General features: G+C 43.0%; 15 protein-coding genes. 12 read left to right on the plus strand and 3 right to left on the minus strand.

Features of this window, described 5'->3' with window-relative positions; all coding sequences use genetic code 11:
* Positions 1-204 precede the first annotated feature (204 nt).
* From MsAg5_RS09045 to MsAg5_RS09060, 4 genes are all read left to right on the plus strand, one after another.
* On the plus strand, positions 205-762 hold the full coding sequence (locus tag MsAg5_RS09045; protein ID WP_338100309.1) for an acetate uptake transporter: 558 nt from the start codon (positions 205-207) through the stop codon (positions 760-762).
* A gap of 259 nt (positions 763-1,021) precedes the next feature.
* Positions 1,022-1,366: a hypothetical protein gene (locus MsAg5_RS09050; RefSeq protein ID WP_338100310.1), complete on the plus strand. Its 345-nt coding sequence runs from the start codon at positions 1,022-1,024 to the stop codon at positions 1,364-1,366.
* 50 nt (positions 1,367-1,416) lie between these two features.
* Positions 1,417-1,749 (plus strand): hypothetical protein, encoded by a 333-nt coding sequence (locus MsAg5_RS09055; RefSeq protein WP_338100311.1) that lies wholly within the window; start codon positions 1,417-1,419, stop codon positions 1,747-1,749.
* Positions 1,750-1,978: 229 nt separating this feature from the next.
* Positions 1,979-4,147, plus strand: a complete 2,169-nt coding sequence (locus tag MsAg5_RS09060; RefSeq protein WP_338100312.1) for a hydantoinase/oxoprolinase N-terminal domain-containing protein — start codon at positions 1,979-1,981, stop codon at positions 4,145-4,147.
* Positions 4,148-4,182: 35 nt separating this feature from the next.
* On the opposite strand, the gene MsAg5_RS09065 is transcribed toward MsAg5_RS09060, so the two are convergent.
* Both MsAg5_RS09065 and MsAg5_RS09070 read right to left on the minus strand, forming a co-directional pair.
* The gene (locus MsAg5_RS09065) at positions 4,183-5,055 is read right to left on the minus strand and encodes a hypothetical protein (RefSeq protein WP_338100313.1); all 873 of its coding nucleotides are present in this window, start codon (positions 5,053-5,055) and stop codon (positions 4,183-4,185) included.
* Between the two features lie 482 nt (positions 5,056-5,537).
* A complete protein-coding gene (locus tag MsAg5_RS09070; RefSeq protein ID WP_338100314.1) occupies positions 5,538-6,533 on the minus strand; it encodes an arsenic resistance protein in 996 nt (331 codons plus the stop codon).
* Between the two features lie 712 nt (positions 6,534-7,245).
* Between MsAg5_RS09070 and mtaC the strand changes: the two genes are divergently transcribed.
* From mtaC to MsAg5_RS09095, 5 genes are all read left to right on the plus strand, one after another.
* The gene (gene mtaC / locus MsAg5_RS09075; protein ID WP_338100324.1) at positions 7,246-8,025 is read left to right on the plus strand and encodes a methanol--corrinoid protein MtaC; all 780 of its coding nucleotides are present in this window, start codon (positions 7,246-7,248) and stop codon (positions 8,023-8,025) included.
* Between the two features lie 12 nt (positions 8,026-8,037).
* Complete coding sequence (gene mtaB, locus MsAg5_RS09080) at positions 8,038-9,423, plus strand: methanol--corrinoid protein co-methyltransferase MtaB (protein ID WP_338100315.1); 1,386 nt, start codon at positions 8,038-8,040, stop codon at positions 9,421-9,423.
* A 292-nt stretch (positions 9,424-9,715) separates the two neighbouring features.
* Positions 9,716-10,891 carry a hypothetical protein gene (locus MsAg5_RS09085; RefSeq protein WP_338100316.1) on the plus strand — a complete coding sequence of 392 codons (1,176 nt, stop codon included), beginning with the start codon at positions 9,716-9,718 and terminating at the stop codon, positions 10,889-10,891.
* 12 nt (positions 10,892-10,903) lie between these two features.
* Positions 10,904-11,077 carry a hypothetical protein gene (locus MsAg5_RS09090; RefSeq protein WP_338100317.1) on the plus strand — a complete coding sequence of 58 codons (174 nt, stop codon included), beginning with the start codon at positions 10,904-10,906 and terminating at the stop codon, positions 11,075-11,077.
* Between the two features lie 86 nt (positions 11,078-11,163).
* Positions 11,164-11,985: an ABC transporter ATP-binding protein gene (locus tag MsAg5_RS09095; protein WP_338100318.1), complete on the plus strand. Its 822-nt coding sequence runs from the start codon at positions 11,164-11,166 to the stop codon at positions 11,983-11,985.
* A gap of 663 nt (positions 11,986-12,648) precedes the next feature.
* Here the strand turns inward: MsAg5_RS09095 and glyS are convergent.
* Complete coding sequence (gene glyS, locus MsAg5_RS09100; RefSeq protein ID WP_338100319.1) at positions 12,649-14,448, minus strand: glycine--tRNA ligase; 1,800 nt, start codon at positions 14,446-14,448, stop codon at positions 12,649-12,651.
* Between the two features lie 903 nt (positions 14,449-15,351).
* On the opposite strand from glyS, the gene MsAg5_RS09105 reads away from it, so the two are divergent.
* The 3 genes from MsAg5_RS09105 to MsAg5_RS09115 all read left to right on the plus strand — a co-directional run bounded on the left by MsAg5_RS09105 (position 15,352) and on the right by MsAg5_RS09115 (position 18,872).
* Positions 15,352-15,903 carry a hypothetical protein gene (locus MsAg5_RS09105; RefSeq protein WP_338100320.1) on the plus strand — a complete coding sequence of 184 codons (552 nt, stop codon included), beginning with the start codon at positions 15,352-15,354 and terminating at the stop codon, positions 15,901-15,903.
* 81 nt (positions 15,904-15,984) lie between these two features.
* Positions 15,985-16,956, plus strand: coding sequence for an ankyrin repeat domain-containing protein (locus tag MsAg5_RS09110; protein ID WP_338100321.1), 972 nt, complete (start codon positions 15,985-15,987; stop codon positions 16,954-16,956).
* A 329-nt stretch (positions 16,957-17,285) separates the two neighbouring features.
* Positions 17,286-18,872, plus strand: coding sequence for a leucine-rich repeat domain-containing protein (locus MsAg5_RS09115; RefSeq protein ID WP_338100322.1), 1,587 nt, complete (start codon positions 17,286-17,288; stop codon positions 18,870-18,872).
* Positions 18,873-19,065: the final 193 nt, after the last annotated feature.

The raw sequence follows: 19,065 nt of genomic DNA on the forward strand, positions 1-19,065 counted from the left end.
ACAATGCAACGAACTAAAACGGCTTTAAAAACCGTTTTAAAAACGATTCGTTCTGCGGCAACCAAAAACGAACCAACAAGCGTTCATCAAAAAACGAAAATCAACACAACAAACGTAAAACAAACAAGGTTTTTGAGCGATTTTATTATTGATTCTTCCCCTGGTTCTTGGAAATAATCCAAAAAACCATACAGGAGAAAATCTATGAGTGACATTCAAATTGTAAAAACACAAGATACGACCGCAAACCCGGGACCCCTCGGACTCACGGGATTTGCTTTAGCGACGTTAACGCTTGGCTTTCATAACGCCGGTATTTTTCCCAGCAGTTTAACTGTGGTGGCGATGGCTATTTTTGTCGGCGGTCTCGCGCAGCTGCTGGCCGGTATGATGGAATGGAAAAAGGGCAACACATTCGGCATGGTGGCTTTCACCGGTTTCGGCGTCTTCTGGCTCAGTTTCGCCTGGATTCAAATCCACCCGTTTTTCATGACGGCCGGTCTGGAATCCGTCGGTCTTTATCTGGCGCTTTGGGGACTTTTCGGTCTCTGTTTGCTGCTGGGAACACTGAAAATGAAATCAAAATCCATGGTCGTTATTTTTGCGCTTTTGGTCTTGACCTTCTTCGTGACCGCGTTCGACCACATGGCGTTCCCCCTCGGCGCAGTGCCGGGCATTTGCGCTTTGCTTCTCGGACTTTCCGCGCTTTACAAAGCCATGGCCGATGTCTTGAACGAACAGGGATACAATATACCGACGTAAATCGAAAACAAAATTGAGTCGCCCAACCGACTTCAATTTTCTTTTATTTTTTCTGTTTTTGTTTCTGCGGGCGGCGCCGCGCGCGTTATGGCAGCCATTTTAATTCAATATTTTTAAAAAATGGATGGTTCTTTTTCATTTTTCATCCCTTTAAAAATGTGTCGATTTTGTTAAAATCGATAGTCATATATACAGTCGCATCTTTTTTTGTTTTGAATTCAAAATAGTGATGTTTAAAGAACAGCGAAGGAGATAAAAAATGATGACGAACATTGATTTCATATTGAATAAATTGGAAACGGAAAACTGTGTTTTGAGAGACGCCGAAGAAATTAAAAACCGGTTTTGCGAAAAACCAGAAATATTTGACGCTCTTTTGTTTATGGCCGCGGCCGTTAAAAACAATTATGGACCGGCTGTTGATGATAAAATAAAAATTTCAATTAACGAAGAATTCGATCATTTGGAAATTCAAGTTCCGATGCAGAATTACGACTATTCCGTTAACAAAGAATTTTTTGAAATCAGTGAAACCGCCCGGGAAAAATTCGGATTGGAGGATCAATACATTTTCCTGATCACTCAATATGAGGCGTGGCCATGACCGATTTTTGTCCGGAACATTTTTTGGAAATTTCCAAATAGCTCAATGATTTGGCAAGTTCAAATTGTCCGAAAGCAAATTCTGCCCGCCGGTCGGCAATCAGCCGTGCTTATTACAGCGCTTATTTGCAGGCAAAAGACTTTGCGATTCAAAAAATGAATTTTGTCAGCCGCAAAAAAAGCTCAGAACATCGTCAAATCGCTGATTTCTTTTTGTTGTCAAAGAATCCAGCTTATAAGGAAATTGGATATTATTTATTCAAGCTCAGAATGTGGCGAAATACCAGCGACTACGATATTCCGTCTGAAATTGACGCGTCGATTACCGAAAAAACAAACGAAGCCATTCGGCTGGCGGACGATATTTTATCCAAACTCAGTTAATTTCATTTTTGTTTTTCATTTTCGTCTTTCTTTTTTGTTTTTTTCGGCGGGCGGCGCCGCGCGCGTTATGGCGACATGTTTCGACGGCTTTTTCAAAAAGCCGGGCGTCTTTTCATCGATTCAATATTCTTTTTATACCATTGCAACCCATTATCATTCAGTGTTTATTTTGTTGAGTCTTTGATTTTTTACTTTCCGATGATCATATAACAAAACCATGGTGTGTGACATGACTTTCAGTTTGGGAATTGACGCCGGCGGAACGTATACGGACGCCGTTTTGATTCAGGACGATAACGGCTGCGTTGTTGAATCCGGAAAAGCGCTGACGACGTATCCGGATCCGATCGGCGGCATTAAAAACGCAATTGCGCTTTTGGACGCCGGAAAACTCAAAGACGTTTCCATTGTGTCGCTGTCGACGACGCTTTCCACCAACACGATTCTGGAAAACAAAGGGTTTCCGGTCGGCTTGATCATGGTCGGCGAATTTCACATTCCGGACGTCCTTCCGGCAACGTTGTACTGTACCGTTTCCGGCGGTCACGACAGCAACGGCGAAGAAATCTGTCCGCTGGATATCGGACCGGTGCGCGAATTCGCGCTTTCCGTCAAAAGTAAAGTGGCGGCTTTTGCGGTTTCTTCTCTTTTCAGCACCCGAAACGCCGATCACGAACTGGCCGTGAAACGGGAAATTTTTGAACTCACCGGACTGCCGGTGGTTTGCGGCCACGAGCTGTCTCAGGATTTAGGCGCTTATGAGCGCGCCGTCACCGCTTTTTTGAACGCGCAGCTGATTCCGATCACCTACAAATTTACGCAATCCATTGTGGAAGAAATGAATGAAATCGGCATGAATGCCACGCTTTTGATGCTCAAATGCGACGGTTCGGTCGTCGGCATCGACGAAGCCTTGGAAAAACCGATCGAAACAATCTTTTCCGGACCGGCCGCCAGTTTGATGGGCGCCGCCCACTTGTCCGGACTGAACACGTGCGCCGTCATTGATATCGGCGGAACCAGTACAGACGTCGCATTGATTCAAGACGGACTCCCGGAAATGGACGACTCGGGCGCCGTCGTCGGCGGCTGGTCGACGCGTGTGAAAGCCATCCGAATGGAAACGATGGCCACCGGCGGCGACAGCCATGTTTTTGCGACCGACGATCCGAATCAAAAAATTCATTTGGGGCCGCTGCGCGTGATGCCTCTGTGCCGCGCCGCTATTTTGTATCCCGGATTTTTGGACAAGCTGAAAGAGATCAAACTGCCGCCCCGGAAATATATTTCCGAATTCATTCTGCCGTCCGTCTTTTATGTTCGGACCGGTTCCGCGCCGATCGAACTGACGTCGCTTGAAAAAACGCATTACGCCGTCATTGACGATTTCCCGGCGTCGTGGAACGACCTTTTCCTGCGGCTCGACAACAAAATGCCGATGTCGTTCGCGCTTGAATCGCTTGTTAAAAAACGTTTGATTCAGCCGATTGGTTTCACGCCGACGGATGCCTTGCACGTTTTGGGCGATTACACGGAATGGGATCAGGAAGCTTCCGTCGTCGGCGCTGAAAAAATCGAAAGGCTGACGAAAAAGAACCCAATCGAATTGTCCGAATATACGAAAAACCGCGTCGCCAAGAACATGGCGAAAAGTTTGGTCGAATATTTGGTTCCCGGAATTGAGGAAAAAGATGTGGAGAAGGTTCTTTCCGGAGAATTCCACACCAAGTTTTCGATTGCAATGCCGATCATTTTAATCGGCGGTCCGTCCAAAGCGTATGTGTCGGAAATTCAAACCGTCATCGGCGGCGACATTTCCGCGCCGATGTTTTCAGACGTCGGCAACGCTGTCGGCGCCTTAGTCGGAAAAGGCGTTCGACGGCTTGAAATTACGATTAAGGAAAACAAAATTAAAGCCGGAACGATTGTTTTTGATGATGGTGATGAAGACGAAAATGGAGCTGACAGCGAAAATAAGATCGAAAATGAGAATGTAAACGATTATGATGGCCGTTGCGACGGCCGCTGTCACAAAAAATGCAGAAGCACATGCAAATCCGTGACGAAAAAAGACGCCGCCGGAAAAGACCGGGTCGAATACATCGTTTTCCATGACGGGAAGCGTCAAATTTTTGACAATTATACCGAATCGTTTGACTTTGCCTGCGACGCCGGCAAAAAATCGGTGACGGAATACATGAAGAAAACCGGTTTGAAAGACGAACAAATCGACGTCAGTTTCACGAAAAAAGAAATTCGGATTGGGACGGACAATCCCATTGAAACGAAGTTGACGTTTGTGGGCGTCGCGACGGCGCAATTCGAGGACAATAAGTGCAACATTCCGGATTTTGTCAGATTTATCAATCCGGAGAAGAAGTATCGGGAAGAAAAATAAACAAAAAAGTGAACAATATTGAAAGATTTTTGCCGTTAAGAGCCGGCAATTGATCTTTCAATATCTTTTTCCATTTCTCTTTCAGCGGCCAATCTGATCGCTTCTGATATTTGAGCAGCCTCTTCCTCTGAAATATTAGCCCAGTCAATGGCGTTAATATCAAAATCCAAATCTAATTCTGACAAATCGCGCCCGTTTTCATAATCTGCATTTTCATAATCTGCATATTGATTGACAATTGATTCTTCCGTCCATTCGAAAAGAACGGTTGAAAAACCGACCGGCTCGCGAATAACGCCGCTACCGACTTTTGTATCTCCGCGGTAAAGGTCGTACGTCCAAACCGAATGCCGGACATAGACTTGATACGTACCGTAAGAACCGTTGTCAATAGACGCTGTAAAGTTGCTTGATAAATTTCTCGGCTGTAAAATTTCAGACCCGAAAAGAAGCTGTGACATCAGATTTTGGAATTTGCTGTCGGTTTGGATGAGAACATCAGATTTTTCAAAAATATTCATCGTCAATTCTCCGCCAAAATTGGTAGAACTGTCTCTTGAGGTTTGATTTGACGGAGCATACTCAAGTTGTTGAAGATTTTCAATGTGGTATCCGAGAATTCTTTTTTCAGACCGGAACGATTTGATCATTTCATTTTCAAGAAGCGTATAATCGGTTTGAACAACGTTTTTGTGTGTGATGTTTGGAGAGGAAATATCGGGTTCAGACATCATGACAATGCTGCCGATGTTTGTTTCATGCGTTTCAATAAGGCAGGTATATTTTTCCCCAAAGTGACCTCTGATTGAAATAATTTGAGAATCTTGTGCTGGATCATCTGAAACAAGAGCGTAAGCCGGAGAAAGTAACAGAAAAATAAATAATATCAAAGCAACGGCACGAATCATATTTTACTCTCCATAAAATCAAAATGAACAACAAAATAAAATGATTTCAATAGATTATTAAACTTTATTTAATAATTATGCCTGAAAAGAATTTAATTTATTATTTCTAATTTTATGGTTTGCATTTTCAGTTCACTATTTTTAAATTTAGGATTGCATCTGCAGGTGACTGTTTTATTGTTACAGATTGCACCTGTCAGTTCACTATTTTTAGATTTCAGATTGCATCACCGTTTCCAAAAATACACATGTTTCTTGTACCGGTTTTCAACAATAAGTTCCAACAATACAGTTGTTTCCTAATCCGATTTGCATCTGCAGTTACTATATCCAATCACTCTCATCGGATTCCGAGAAAATCAAACGCAAAGCGTTTGATTTTTCGGGATGGTTTGCATGAAAAAAGAAAAATGAAGGGTGGTTTTTCATGAATTTGGGGGAAAAGTGTCGCTGTAACGCGCGCACCGCCGCCCGCCAAAAAATTAATTGTCCGCCGGCTTTTTCTTTTTCCACGAAAAAGTTTTGTAACCCGGCCGCAGCCGGAGCAAAACCTGCGCCACAATCACCAAAACCGGAAGCTCGATCAATGGTCCGATGACCAAAGCCAACGCAATGAGCGGGTTGTCCGGAAACGCCGAAACGGCAATGGCGAGCGATAACGGCGAATTTCGGGCCAGCGTCGTCAGATTGAGCGCCGCCGTGTCTTCGTAGGAAAACTGAAGCAAACGGCCGACGAGTTGCCCCAAAATAAAGTTAAGAATAAAGAAAACCAAAAGCGGAATCAGCATTTGAATGAGAACGCCGGGATTTTTCAGGAGAACTTCGCCTTGGGACGCAAACATCGCGATGATGGCCAAATTCAAAAACAAAAATTGCATGTTGTCGTTGTGCCGGAGAATATTGTTTTCAAACTTTTCTTCGCCGAGCTGTCCGAGATAAATTTTCCGGAAAAGGGCAGCGGCAACGAACGGAACCAACAAAACGATCACGATGCTCTTGAGGAGAAGAAACATATCGATTTCAACGACGCTGCCGGCAAAAATATAAAGATAGACCGGGAGCAAAACAATTTGTAAAATCAGATTGAGTGGCAGTTGTGCGGCGCCGAGGGGAACGTTTCCTTTCGCATTGCCGGTAAAAATAATGTACCAATCCGTGCACGGCGTCACGAGAAGCATCAAAAAACCGACTTGAAGGTCCGGAGATCCGGTCAAAAACAGGTCCGCCAAAAACCAGGCGAACAGGGGCGTCCAAATGAAATTCATGACCAGCGCGGTCGACGCGAATTTAACGTTTTTGAACGCTTTGCCGAGGCTGCCGAGGTCCACTTGAAGGAAAACGCCGAACAACATAATCATCAAAAACGGTTCAATCAAAACAGCCGTGTGGCTGCCGATGAAAGGCGACAGGCCGAGGAGAAGGCCAATGAAAATGGAAAGCAAAATGAGAACCGTTCGATATTTACTCAAAAAATTCATTTTAAAACCTCTTTTGTTGACCGTTTTTAGATTGCCGGCTGTTTTGGATTGTTTGACCGTTTTTGAAATAATATCGTTCAATCGGTATATGATAAATAAACGGCATCATAAATTAAATTTTAATTCGTTTCAATCGGATTTTCAAATTTTGAACAGATTTCCAAAAAAAATAGAAAATATCTATGAATTTTATTATATAATGTAAAATATAAAATATAAATATTTTGATTCATATTATTTTTACAAAAGGAATCGAATTTTAAAAGATGATGATTGAAAATACCGGATCATTCCAAATCATACCAGATCATACCAGATCATACCATATATTATACCATACCATAAGCATTTTAATGAATAAAATGATCTGTAAAATTTTTTTAAAAACATTATTTTCTAAGATAATATAAACATTTTTGATCGGCAGATAGATTTGTTTTGCCGTCTGTTTCTTTTTTTCAATCAGTGAGATTATGAAAAGATAGTTGATATATATTTTTATTTTTGACCTCCTAAAAAAACCACTTATACAATAATGATTAATCAATATCATTTCGGCGGCAGGGGGTAAAGATACAAAGTCATTGTATTTTTGCAAAAACATTAAAAAGGATAAAGATATTTTAGATTCGTTTCTCGAGCCAAATTAATTTTAGGTTGTGATTTATGGTCTAAACTTCATTTGACAAAGCTCGAAAAACAGGATGAGAAAATGTTAGACTTTAAAGATACAAAGGACATGACGGAAGTCCTCGTCAGATACAACGTCGCCATGGAAAAAACCATGACGCCGGACGAGGCCGCAGAGCAGCTCTATTCCAAAGACGCCCTCTACAAAGCCGTCGCGAAAGCCATCTATGAAGGCGAAGAAGAAGACGTCATCGAAGCGCTTGACGCTTGCCTCGACGCCGGAAAAGACCCGATCAAACTCATTGACGACGCCCTCCTCCCGGGAATGGCCGTCGTTTCTAACCTGTACGACCAGGGCTTGATCTTCCTTCCGAACGTCATGATGTCGGCCGACGCCATGCTCGAAGGCATAGACTACTGTAAAACCAAAACCAAAGACGTCCCGAAAGCCAAAGGAACCGTCGTCTGCCACGTTGCAGAAGGCGACGTCCACGACATCGGCAAAAACATCGTCGCCGCACTTCTCCGTGCCGACGGATTCAATGTCGTCGACCTCGGCCGCGATGTTCCGGTCAACGAAGTGATCGAAGCGGTCGCTGCGCACAAACCGGTGCTCGTCACAGGAACCGCGCTCATGACCACCACCATGTACGCCTTCAAAGAAGTCAACGACAAACTCGTTGAGAAAGGATTCAAGATTCCGTTCGCCTGCGGCGGCGGCGCTGTGAACCAAGAATTCGTTGAAAGCTTCAGCCTCGGAATTTATGGCGAAGAAGCAGCGGAAGCCCCGAAATTTGCGAACTATGCGCTCAAAAACGGCGCCGACATCGCAAAAATGAGAGACGAATTCCACTACCACTGAGGAGGCAAAAATATGGCAATTAACAGATACACAAAAATGGCATACGCAAACGCGGACGAAATGGTTTTCGGAAAATGTAAATACCCCGTCAAAGCCGGACTCGGTCTTGAAATCGGCGCCGGATACACCATTCCGGAATTAAACTATGCGCCCCGCCCGCAAGCCAGCGTTTCCAAAGAAGCGCTCGTGAAAGAATACGAAAGAATCACCAAAGACGCCATGGGCAGAGTCGTTCAAATCGGAGCGCCGGCCGTTGTTTTGGAAACAGAACACGTGCAGCAGCTCACCAACACCCCGTCCTGGGGCGCCGAAGTGGCCCACGTCCAAAAAACCATCATGGAAGAATACCATGAAGAATACGGTATCAAGTGCGCCCTTCGCCACACGGTTGCCGACCTGCGTGAAGACCGCGAATTCCTCGCGCTCCGCTCCAAAGTCAACGTCGTGACCGAATCTTTCGACCAATGCGCCGCGCAAGGCGCCGACCTCCTGTCCATCGAATCCATGGGCGGAAAAGAAGTTTTCGACTATTCCATCATCCGTGACGACACCGCCGGTATGCTTTTCAGTATCGGTGTTCTCGGAACCAACGACATGGACTACCTCTGGCAAAAGATTGTCGACATCGCCAACAAACACAAAGTTGTTCCGGCCGGTGACACCGACTGTTCCCAAGCCAACACCGCGATGTTTATCGCCGGCGGCCTTTTGGACAAAAACTTGGCCCACACCACCGCGATCGTCGCCCGCTGCATCTCTGCCGCCAGATCCCTCGCCGCTTACGAAGCCGGCGCCAAAGGACCCGGAAAAGACTGCGGTTACGAAAACATCATCATCAAATCCATTGCCGGCGTGCCGATTACCCAGGAAGGAAAATCCTCCACCTGCGCCCACTCCGACGTTATGGGCAACTTGGCGATGCAATGCTGCGACATGTGGTCCAACGAATCCGTTGAATACCACGGCGAATTCGGCGGCACGACCGTTCAAGTTTGGGTCGAAACCCTCGCTTACGACTGCGCCCTCATGAACACCGCCTTGAAGACCGGAAACGAAAAAGTTCTCCGCGACCTCTTGATGCTTTCCGACAAATACAGAGACCCGCAGCCGTACGTGCTGGCTTACGACAACGCTTACAGAGTCGGAGAGGCCATTGCCAAGAACGGCAACGACCCGTACCTCAGATCCAAAGCGGCCGCAGAAATGTGCTGCAAAATCGTCGAGGAAGGCGTCGCCGGCAAAAAACTCGTTCTCACCAAGTTCGAGACCAACGCCTTGGCCAAAATCAAAGCCGACCTTGCCGCTCTCCCGGCCGAAAGCAGCAAATTCGTCGAACAATGCATGGACAAATACACCAAAGAAGTTGCTGTTTTCAAACCGGAAAACTACAGCCTCTAAGTTGACAGGTGCCCAACGGCACTGTCCATAAAATAAGATATCAAAACAAAAGCAAAAAACGTTCAAAAACGTTAACCCCCAAAATGTTGAAACCCCCAAATGAAACATTTAAAGGCTCAAATCTCCAAAGATTTGAGTCTCCCCTCTTTTATTTTTTTAATTTTATTTGGATTATTGATTGATTTTTATTTGCATCTTACTTTCTTTTTGATTTCCGGTCGAAACGATTTAAAAACATTTCGATTTTGAAATTTTCGATACTTTTTTTAAACTAAAACTTTTAGCTTGAAATATGACCGCAGAAATCATTATTATGAATAAAAACGCCCTCGCAATGGCAGCAGATAGTGTTGTTACAATTACAAATGGAAACGATGAAAAAACATATCAGACTGCTAATAAACTTTTTCCGATATCTTATGAGCACGAAATCGGAATAATGACATACGGAAGCGCCGAATTTATGGGAGTGCCTTGGGAAACTTTGATTAAATTATATCGAGAACGAATCGAAAAAATTAAATTTGAAACTTTAAAGGAATGCATTGACAATTTTATTCATTTTTTAGAAAACAGTGGATTGTTTTCAGTAAATTTGCAAAATGAAATGACTTTTGACGATTTGACTTATTTTCACATGTCCATTCGAAACAAAATCCAAAATATTTTAAAAATGGAAAATGAAAAAGCAAACAAAAAAACAAAAGAAAGAGAGGCGATAAATGTTTCAGAAATTGCGTTTTTCACGTTTCAAAAAATGATTGAAGAAATGAAATCAATGAAACAAATACAATCTGAAACTGATTTTTTGATGACAAACAAAATCGAAATTGAAACCATGATGGAAAAAATCTACGAAGAAACATATGAAAGCAACCAACATTTACTGAACGAATTAAATGAATTGTATTTTAAAAAATTGTGGAATAATTCTTCCGGAATTGTTATTTCCGGATTTGGGGAAAGGGATATTTTTCCGTCAACTTACTTGATGGAAATAGATAAAATAACATCAGGTCGATTGATTTATTGTCTGGAAAAATATGAAGTTGACAATAACAATGCCTTTGTCATTCCTTTTGCTCAAAGAGAAATGGTCGATTTGTTTATGAGAGGAATCAGTCCAATATTATTATATAAGATAGAGGAAATCATTAAAAATATTGATGAAGATTTGGCGGTTTTCGTTTTGGAAGAATTCATAAAATATTTAGAAATAAATCATAGCAAGCCGATTATGGAAGCCATTAAAATTTTACCAAAACCGGAGCTTGCGATTGTTGCTGAAATGTTAATTAGTTTAACGTCTTTCAAAAGAAAAATCTCAACTGAATTGGAAACCGTTGGTGGTCCGATTGACGTTGCCGTTATTTCGAAGGGCGACGGATTTGTGTGGATTAAAAGAAAACAGTATTTTGATCAGGAGCTCAACATTCCTTTTATTTCAAAATATTTTAAAAATAAATAAGGAGAGAAGTTTATGACCATTCAAAACAAAAATGAAAAAATCTACCATTCCTATGACGAATTGGAAAAAGATTGGTTTCCAAGAGCACGCGAAGAACGCTTAAAAAAAGAAAAAGAGAGAGAAGAATTGGAAAAATATAAAGAAAAAAAAACGTTTTTGGAAAGCATTAAAAGAATACAATTTTGAAATTTTTACTTTCTTCTTTTTCTAAGTTTTTTCTTTCTTCATTCTTTGAGTTTCTTTTTTATACATTCAATTTAATGAATCGTTCTATGCCGAAATTTGAAAGTTCCGAAACAAAGGACGCCGGTCAAGAGCCGGTCATTGATTTTCAAAATGTTTCCGTCATCAAAGACGGCCGTCTGATTTTGGACAGCATCGCCATTCAAATCGGCGCCGACGAGCACGTCGCCATTATCGGTCCGAACGGTTCCGGCAAATCGTCGCTCATCAAAGTCATGACGCGCGAATATTATCCGATTGCGGATGCGCCCGGACTTTCGACGAAAATCATGGGCGACGATGTTTGGAACGTTTTTGATCTTCGAAAGCGGCTCGGCATCATCACAACGGATCTTCAAAACACATGTCTTCGGGACACGACGGTTTTTGATACGGTTTTGTCCGGCTATTTCTCGAGCGTCGGTATTTATGATATTTTTGACGTCACGCTGGAAATGAAAGTGACCGTTCTTGAAATTTTGAATTTTTTGGGCATCGGGCATTTGGCCGAACAAAAAATGACGAAAATTTCGAGCGGCGAAGCACGAAAAACGTTGATTGCGCGGGCTTTGGTGCATGACCCCAAGGCGCTCATTTTGGACGAGCCGACCAACAGCTTAGATATGAAATCCATCTATCAGTTCCGAAAAACGATCAGCAAAATCGCGAAGGCCGGCAAAAATATTATTTTGGTCACACATGATTTGGCGGACATAATTCCGGAAATCTCACGCGTCATTCTGATTAAAGACGGCAAAATATTCGCCGACGGCAAAAAAGAGGATATTTTGACCGGCGAAAATTTAACGGCGCTTTTTGAGGTGCCGGTCACGGTGGAGAAGCACGGCGACTATTACGCTGCTTTCTGCTGAAATCCTTTTTTTCTTTTTCCTTTTTATTCTTCTTTTTTTGTTTTTTTTGGCGAGCCGCTGCGCGCGCGTTATGGCGACACATTTTCAAAAAAATCAAAAGACGTAGGCGTTTTAATTTTGAAATTAAAAGAAAAGGAGAAGCCCGTTTTGAAAACGGGCTTAGACTGAATCGGGGGTTTTAGGAGAGAAAAGGTTTTTCGATACGGAGGTTTGTTTTTAATTCGGTTTGAGAGGTTTTACGTATGGCAATTTAATTGTAAAGACTTAAATTAAAACAATTAAATTTAAGTTAATACATACTACAATTCAATCGTATATAAATATTACTATTTTGATTAAAGAGTTATTTGATATTGATTTTCAAACTGTTTTAAAATCGATTAAATGGATTTTCTTTTGTAAAACAATAAAATTTGAATTATTTTATTTTTGAACATATTCTTTTATTTGAAAAAAACAATATCAAGAAGAAATGTAAAAACCGAATCGAAAAATAAAAAGACAAAAACGATTGCCGGAGAAAGAACAAGAAAAATAGAACAAAAAATGCGCTTCCGTTTTGGCAGACGTCTGCGAAAACGATTGCGATAACGCGCGCGGCGCCGGCGCGCAAAAAATGAAAATAAAAAAGAAATGAAAAATGGAAAATAAATGCGGAATCCGTTATTTGGATTCCACGATTGGACCGCTTTCTTCAAGCGTTTTTTTCTGCCGGATCAAATCTTTCAAAACCGGAACCAGGCCTTTGGCCGGAACACGGATTTGTTTCATAGAGTCGCGGTCGCGAATGGTGACGGTGCCGTTTTCCTGAATTTCAAAATCGACCGTCACGGAAAACGGAATGCCGATTTCATCGTTTCTTCTGTAACGCTTGCCGATGGTTCCGGATTCGTCGTAATCGGCCATGATGCCGGCGTCAACGATTTGGCTGAATAAGTCCTTGGCCGGCGCCGTCAGGATGGGTTTTCCCATCAACGGGTGAACGGCGACTTGGTACGGTGCGATTTCATTTTTAAACCGCATGACTGTCCGCATGGCGTCGGCGTCTTCGTCGTCGCCGTCCGTGGCTGCGGCTGCGCCGACGTCTTCTTCATCAAAAGCGTGTTCCATGACACAATATGTGATTCTGTCAATGCCGTAAGACGGTTCAATGACGTGCGGAACGATGGTTTTGCCGCTGACTTTAACGGTTTCCTCGCCGAATGCGACGATTTCTTTGGGCACTTGGAACGTTTCGACGTCGATTGCCAGAACGATGTCGTTTCCTTGCGTTGCCGCTTGGATTTCTTTTTCGGTCATGGATTTGAGTTTGTCGCCGATGATTTTTGCTTTTCCTTTAAAGAGCGGACCCATTTTACCCATGTCGGGTTTGACGACGAACCGTGTTTCAAAAACGGGTTCGGGATATTCTACATAAACCGACAGCTCGATTTTGCTTTGTTTGGCGTGGGCGTTTAAATCGTAATCGGTACGGTCGGCGATGCCGACGACTTCCACCCAGCCGAAGCGGTCCGTTTTCACTTCAGCGTCCCAGCAGTCCATCGCATAGTGCGCCATTTCGTCTTTCAAATGCTGGCGGAAGCGAAGACGGTCCTGGGAAATGCCGGCGCGGATGAGGAAGTCGCTGGTGAGCGCGACGTAGTAAGCCAAAAATTCGTGGGCGATGACGCCTTTTGCGACGGCTTCTTCAGCGGTCAGCGGAACAATCTTGCCGGTGCCGTCCGTTTTTTCCTGCTCGGACTGCGGATATAAGAAGAGCTGTTTCTTGGCGTATTTTTGGAAATTGGCGTGCTTCTTTTCGGCCGGGTCGACGAAAAATTCGCATTCGGCTTGCGTGAATTCGCGCAGGCGGAGAACGCCTTGGCGCGGCGAAATTTCGTTGCGGTAAGATTTTCCGATTTGGACGGCGCCAAACGGCAATTTTTCCCGGTAAAAGCGGGACAGGCGCTGGAAATCAACGAACATGCCCTGCGCGGTTTCCGGCCGCATGTAACCGGGGCGTCCGGTTCCGGGACCGATTTTGGTTTGGAACATCAAGTTGAATTCATAAGATTTGCCGAGACCGCAGCCGCATTCCGGGCACACAATGTTGTGCTTTTCGATGAGCGCGTCAAGCTGATCGGTGTCCAGAGCGCCGACGCCCTCGATGCCGATTGCTTCAATCAAGTGGTCGGCGCGAAACGGAAGCTGGCAGCCGGTACATTCGCAAAGCGGGTCGGAGAAACCGCCGACGTGACCGGAAGCGATGAAAATGTCTTCAACGCCGATGGTCGGCACTTCGATTTCCATGCAGCCTTCGTTCAAAACGTAATATTCACGCCAGATGCTTTCGATTTTTCTCTTGACGGTGCAACCGAGCGGTCCGTAATCATAAAAACCGGCGGCGCCGCCGTAAAGTTCAAAAGAGTTCCATAAGAAACCACGCCGTTTGGCGAGGTCGATGACTTTGTCGTATTTGTCCATAAAAATCCCTTTGATATAATATATAGAAAATCAAATTTGTACCTAAAAGGATTGATAGAATTTAAATTTTACAATGAGAAGTTTTATTTTTTCAGATCTTTTTCCTATTTTTTTTCTGTTTTTTTCTCTGTTTTTTTCTCTATTTCTCTATTCTCCCTCCAATCCTAAGAAAACAACTCGCTTAAACAGGCGCGAATGCGCCTGTTTAAGCGGACGTCATACACAAGAAGGAGCAATTTGAAAACAGATGGTGCAAAACGGTGCCAAGAAACATGTGTATTGTTGGAACCAATTGCTGAAAACCGGAACAAGAAACGTGTGTATTTTTGGAAACAGATGATGTAAAACGGTAACAAGAAAACGCTGTCTTGTTGGAACCAATTGCTGAAAACCGGAACAAGAAACGTGTGTATTTTTGGAAACGGCAGATGCAATCTGAAATCTAAAAACAGTCAACTGTAGGTGCAATCTGTGCTGCAAATTGGAATGTATCTGCTGATCGTATTCCGCAAAATACAGACGCAAAGCGTCTGATTTTGCGGGATGGTTTGCACGGGAAGTTGGAACAAACAAAACCAAACTTTCAGCGACCGAAGGGAGCCTTTTGCGAAGCAAACTTACGGAAACAGACTCCCACCGCCCTTGAAAAATTCCTAGCGTAGCGACGGAATTTTTGCGTCTGATTTTGCGGGTTGGTTTGCTTGAAATTTTCAAAAAACGAGGGTAAATTTTTGAAACTCAAAAAGAAAATGTGTCGCCATAACACGCGCGCCGGCGCCCCCCGCAAAAACCCCATTTTCTGATTATTTGATATCTATATAATTACACAAACAGTCGTCTTTTACACAATTTATATATTGAAGAATTTCATATTTGTTTTAAATTTTTAAAACGGTGATGACTTTGTTCAGAAATCCCAATCAATCAACCGATTCATTTGCACCAAAACCGGACGCCGATTCCGTTGATTACAAACGGCGGTTCAACACCGGATTTCAATTGCTTTCCAACTCAGAATTTGCAGACGCCTTTCTGATTTTTGCCAACATTTCCGAAAAAACGGAAGAACCGGCAGCGTTTTTTAATTTGGCGCTTTGCGAAATGGAAGCCGGCGACGACCAAAAAGCAATCTTGACGCTTGAAAAAGCGCTGGCGGCCATTAAAAAAACGCAGACGCCGGACAACGACGCCGCGTTTTCTTCCGGGATTTTGTCCAAAAATTATGCCGCGCTTTCTCAAAAAGAAAAAGAATCGGCGGCATATCTTTCGCCGATGCCGCAAGAATACCCGCGGCTGCTTTCGAAGTCTGCCAAGGAAAAAATCATGCGCGTTTTAATTGACGCCTGTTTCCGGTGCGAACTCTGGGACAAGATCATCATTTTGAGCGCGTCCGTTCAGGGAAAAGGATACACGAATGTGGAAAAAGCGCTTGAAGCGGCAAAGCGGAATAAATAATGATTTTTTAATCCTCTCATTCATTTTTATCTATTCTCATTTCACACAAAAATATTGAGTACAATTCAAGGAGAAACAACAATGGATAACGTATTTTTAACAGCATGCAAAAACGGTCAGAAGGGCGTCGTTGAAGCTTTTGTCAAAAAAGGAACGATCAACATCAACAAACGCGATGAAACCGGCGGAACGCCGCTTTATTACGCCTGCCTCAAAGGATCCAAAGACATTGTCAAGATTTTAATCGACGCGGGCGCCGACACGACCATCGCCAACAATCAAAGCATGCTGCCGATTCACGTCGTTTCCAAAAGCGGCAACAAAGATATTATCAAAATGTTGTGCGACAACGGCACCGACATCAACGCGACCGACAAAACCGGAAAGTCGCCTTTGATTTACGCCACGGCCGAAGGAAAAACGGAAGTCGCCAAAATGATGCTGTCGCTTGGCGCCGACAAATCCATTAAAGACAACGACGGCCACACCGCTTTGGATTACGCCACCTCAAAAGGCCTGCGCGACATTATTGTCATGCTGTCCGAAGAAACCGAACAAAAAGACAATTACGGCAACACGCCGCTTCACCAAGCCTGTTACAACGGCCAAAGCGAAGTCGTCGCCGTTCTTTTGAAATCGGAAAAGTCCGACGTCAACGCCTTAAACGACAACGGTGAAACACCTTTGATTTTGACCTGCATGAATTCCAACGTCCACATCATGGAAATGCTGCTGGCCGCCGGCGCCGACGCGAACATGAAAATGTTAAACGGCAACGCGCCGCTTCACTATGCCGCTTCCGTCGGCAACAAATTCATCGGAAAAGCACTCATCACCGCGAAAGCCGACGTCAATACTAAAAACACGGACAGCGAAACGCCGCTCATTGTCGCTGCGCTTCGCGGGCAAAATGATTTCACGGCTTTGCTGATTGAAAGCGGCGCCAATGTGAACGCCGTTGACAATGCCCAACACAGCGCCATGTATTACGCGGCCGAAGCCGGATACACGGAAATTGTCGAGCAATTGATTATTGCCGGTGCCGAAAATTAATTTTCAGATCAAATTAAGATATACTAATAATAACAATTTTGATTTTCATGATTCTTGAATCATGAAAAATCCTTTTTTTCCATCTTTTTCCGTCTCTTTTGTCGCTCGTTTCCCTTTTTCGTTCATTGGTTTCGTCATTTTATGTTATACTTAAATTATGCTGAAAGCGACTAGTATTTATATATTAAAAAAATAAATAGAGTAGTATAATTTCATATTATCAATAAAATATCATATTTGAAGGAAGAAATTCTATGGTAAAGAATAATTTAAAAAGAAAAAATAACATTCCGCAAAATAGTAGAAAAGGGCGGCTTTTTTTAGTATCGTTGACCGCATTGTTTCTCCTTTTGGTGACCATTTCACCGGCATTGGCCACAGAAGTTCAAATCGAAGTTTCAGATTTAAACGCCGGAACGGCGCCGACTTACAATGACAGAGATACGTTAATACTAAGCGGAGCCGGTGCTTTAACCCCGACCGGTTGGGATACACTGAACATTTCGTCTCCTTCCTATCATCTTGTACTCAACGATGCGACGACAAGCGTTCCGGACAGTTCAATCAATAGTAATACGAATCTCCTTTCCATAACCGGTGACGAAATCATTTCCATTGGGAATGATAATCTTCACAATTGTACGAATTTAGTTGAAATTCGATTTTCAAAAGCAACGGCGTTTGGAGATTATGTATTTTCAAACTGTTCCAATTTGACATCTGTTACCCTTCCAAACGCAACAATTTTCGGAGATGACGCATTTAAAAATTGTTCCAATTTGACATCTATTAGTCTTCCAAACGCAACAACTTTCGGAAATAATGCATTTAGATTTTGTTCCAAATTAGCATCTGTTGACCTTCCAAACGCAACAACATTCGGAGATTATGCATTTGTTTGGTGTTTCGATTTGATATCTATTGACCTTCCAAACGCAATAACATTCGGAGATAGCGCATTTAACAGTTGTGATTATTTGATATCTGCTACCCTTCCAAAAGCAACAACGTTTGGAGATGGCGCATTTTTCCATTGTCACGATTTGATATCTATTAATCTTCCGGAAGCAACAACATTCGGAGATCAAGCATTTGGCGGTTGTAATAGTTTGATATCTATTAATCTTCCAAAAGCAACAACAATCGGCAGTGCCGCATTTGTCAGTTGTTCCGATCTTAATGTAATTGGTTTTGGAGATACGAAGCCGACGTTTGGCACACAGCCCTTTGATTATATAAATCATGGATTATTGGTCTTAACCGGAAAATCAACTTACGCCGACTTAAATGAGTTTCCAACGGATTCATTCCAAAGAAAGGGCGCCCTCTTACCTGAAGAAATGAATGTCACCGTTGAAGAGACGTTGACGCTGTGGGGCATCGATTTGGAATCGGGTGATTCCATTGCTTGGAGTTTTGACGGAAATTCGCTGTCGGAAACAACCGGGACATATTCAAAAGACGATGTTCAAAAAACAGACGCCGGAATATACAAATGCATTTTTACCTGCAACGGTAAGGATTATGTGATCGGCTCTTGCAAAGTGAACGTTTTGGATAAAACAGATAGTGGCAGTGAAATCGGTGATGGGGGTGACGATGATGGTGGAGATGACGACGATGACGGTGAAAACGGTGGAACGCCCGGCAGCAGCGGCGGAACCGGAAAAGCCACTATTATTGATTCAGATCAAAAGACAATATCGTCAACAAACAATGGTTCCAATAACATAAACGGAGGCACAAATACAATAACAACCGGTTATGGCGCCGGTTTGGATGAAGATGAAAACGAAAGCTGGCTTAAAAAATCAAGCCTTCTTTGGCTTCTTCTTTTGATCATTTTAATCATTATTGCCTATATTTTGTACCGGAAATATAAAAAGTATTCAGCCAATTCGGATTCTCCGAAATGATTTGAATAATTTTTATTTTTTTCTTTCTTTTTTTTCAATTTTCATTTTTTCAAATTTCATTTTTTATTTGGGTCATGATAAGAATAGAGGATTTTCTCTGATAATTTCCAGGATTTTCAGATATAAATTCTCATTCCTATAATTGTACCTAAATTCACATTCTTTTAAGTAAAGATTAAAATATCTTTTATCA

It is taken from the genome of Methanolapillus africanus (genome assembly GCF_032714475.1).
Taxonomy (GTDB): domain Archaea; phylum Halobacteriota; class Methanosarcinia; order Methanosarcinales; family Methanosarcinaceae; genus Methanolapillus; species Methanolapillus africanus.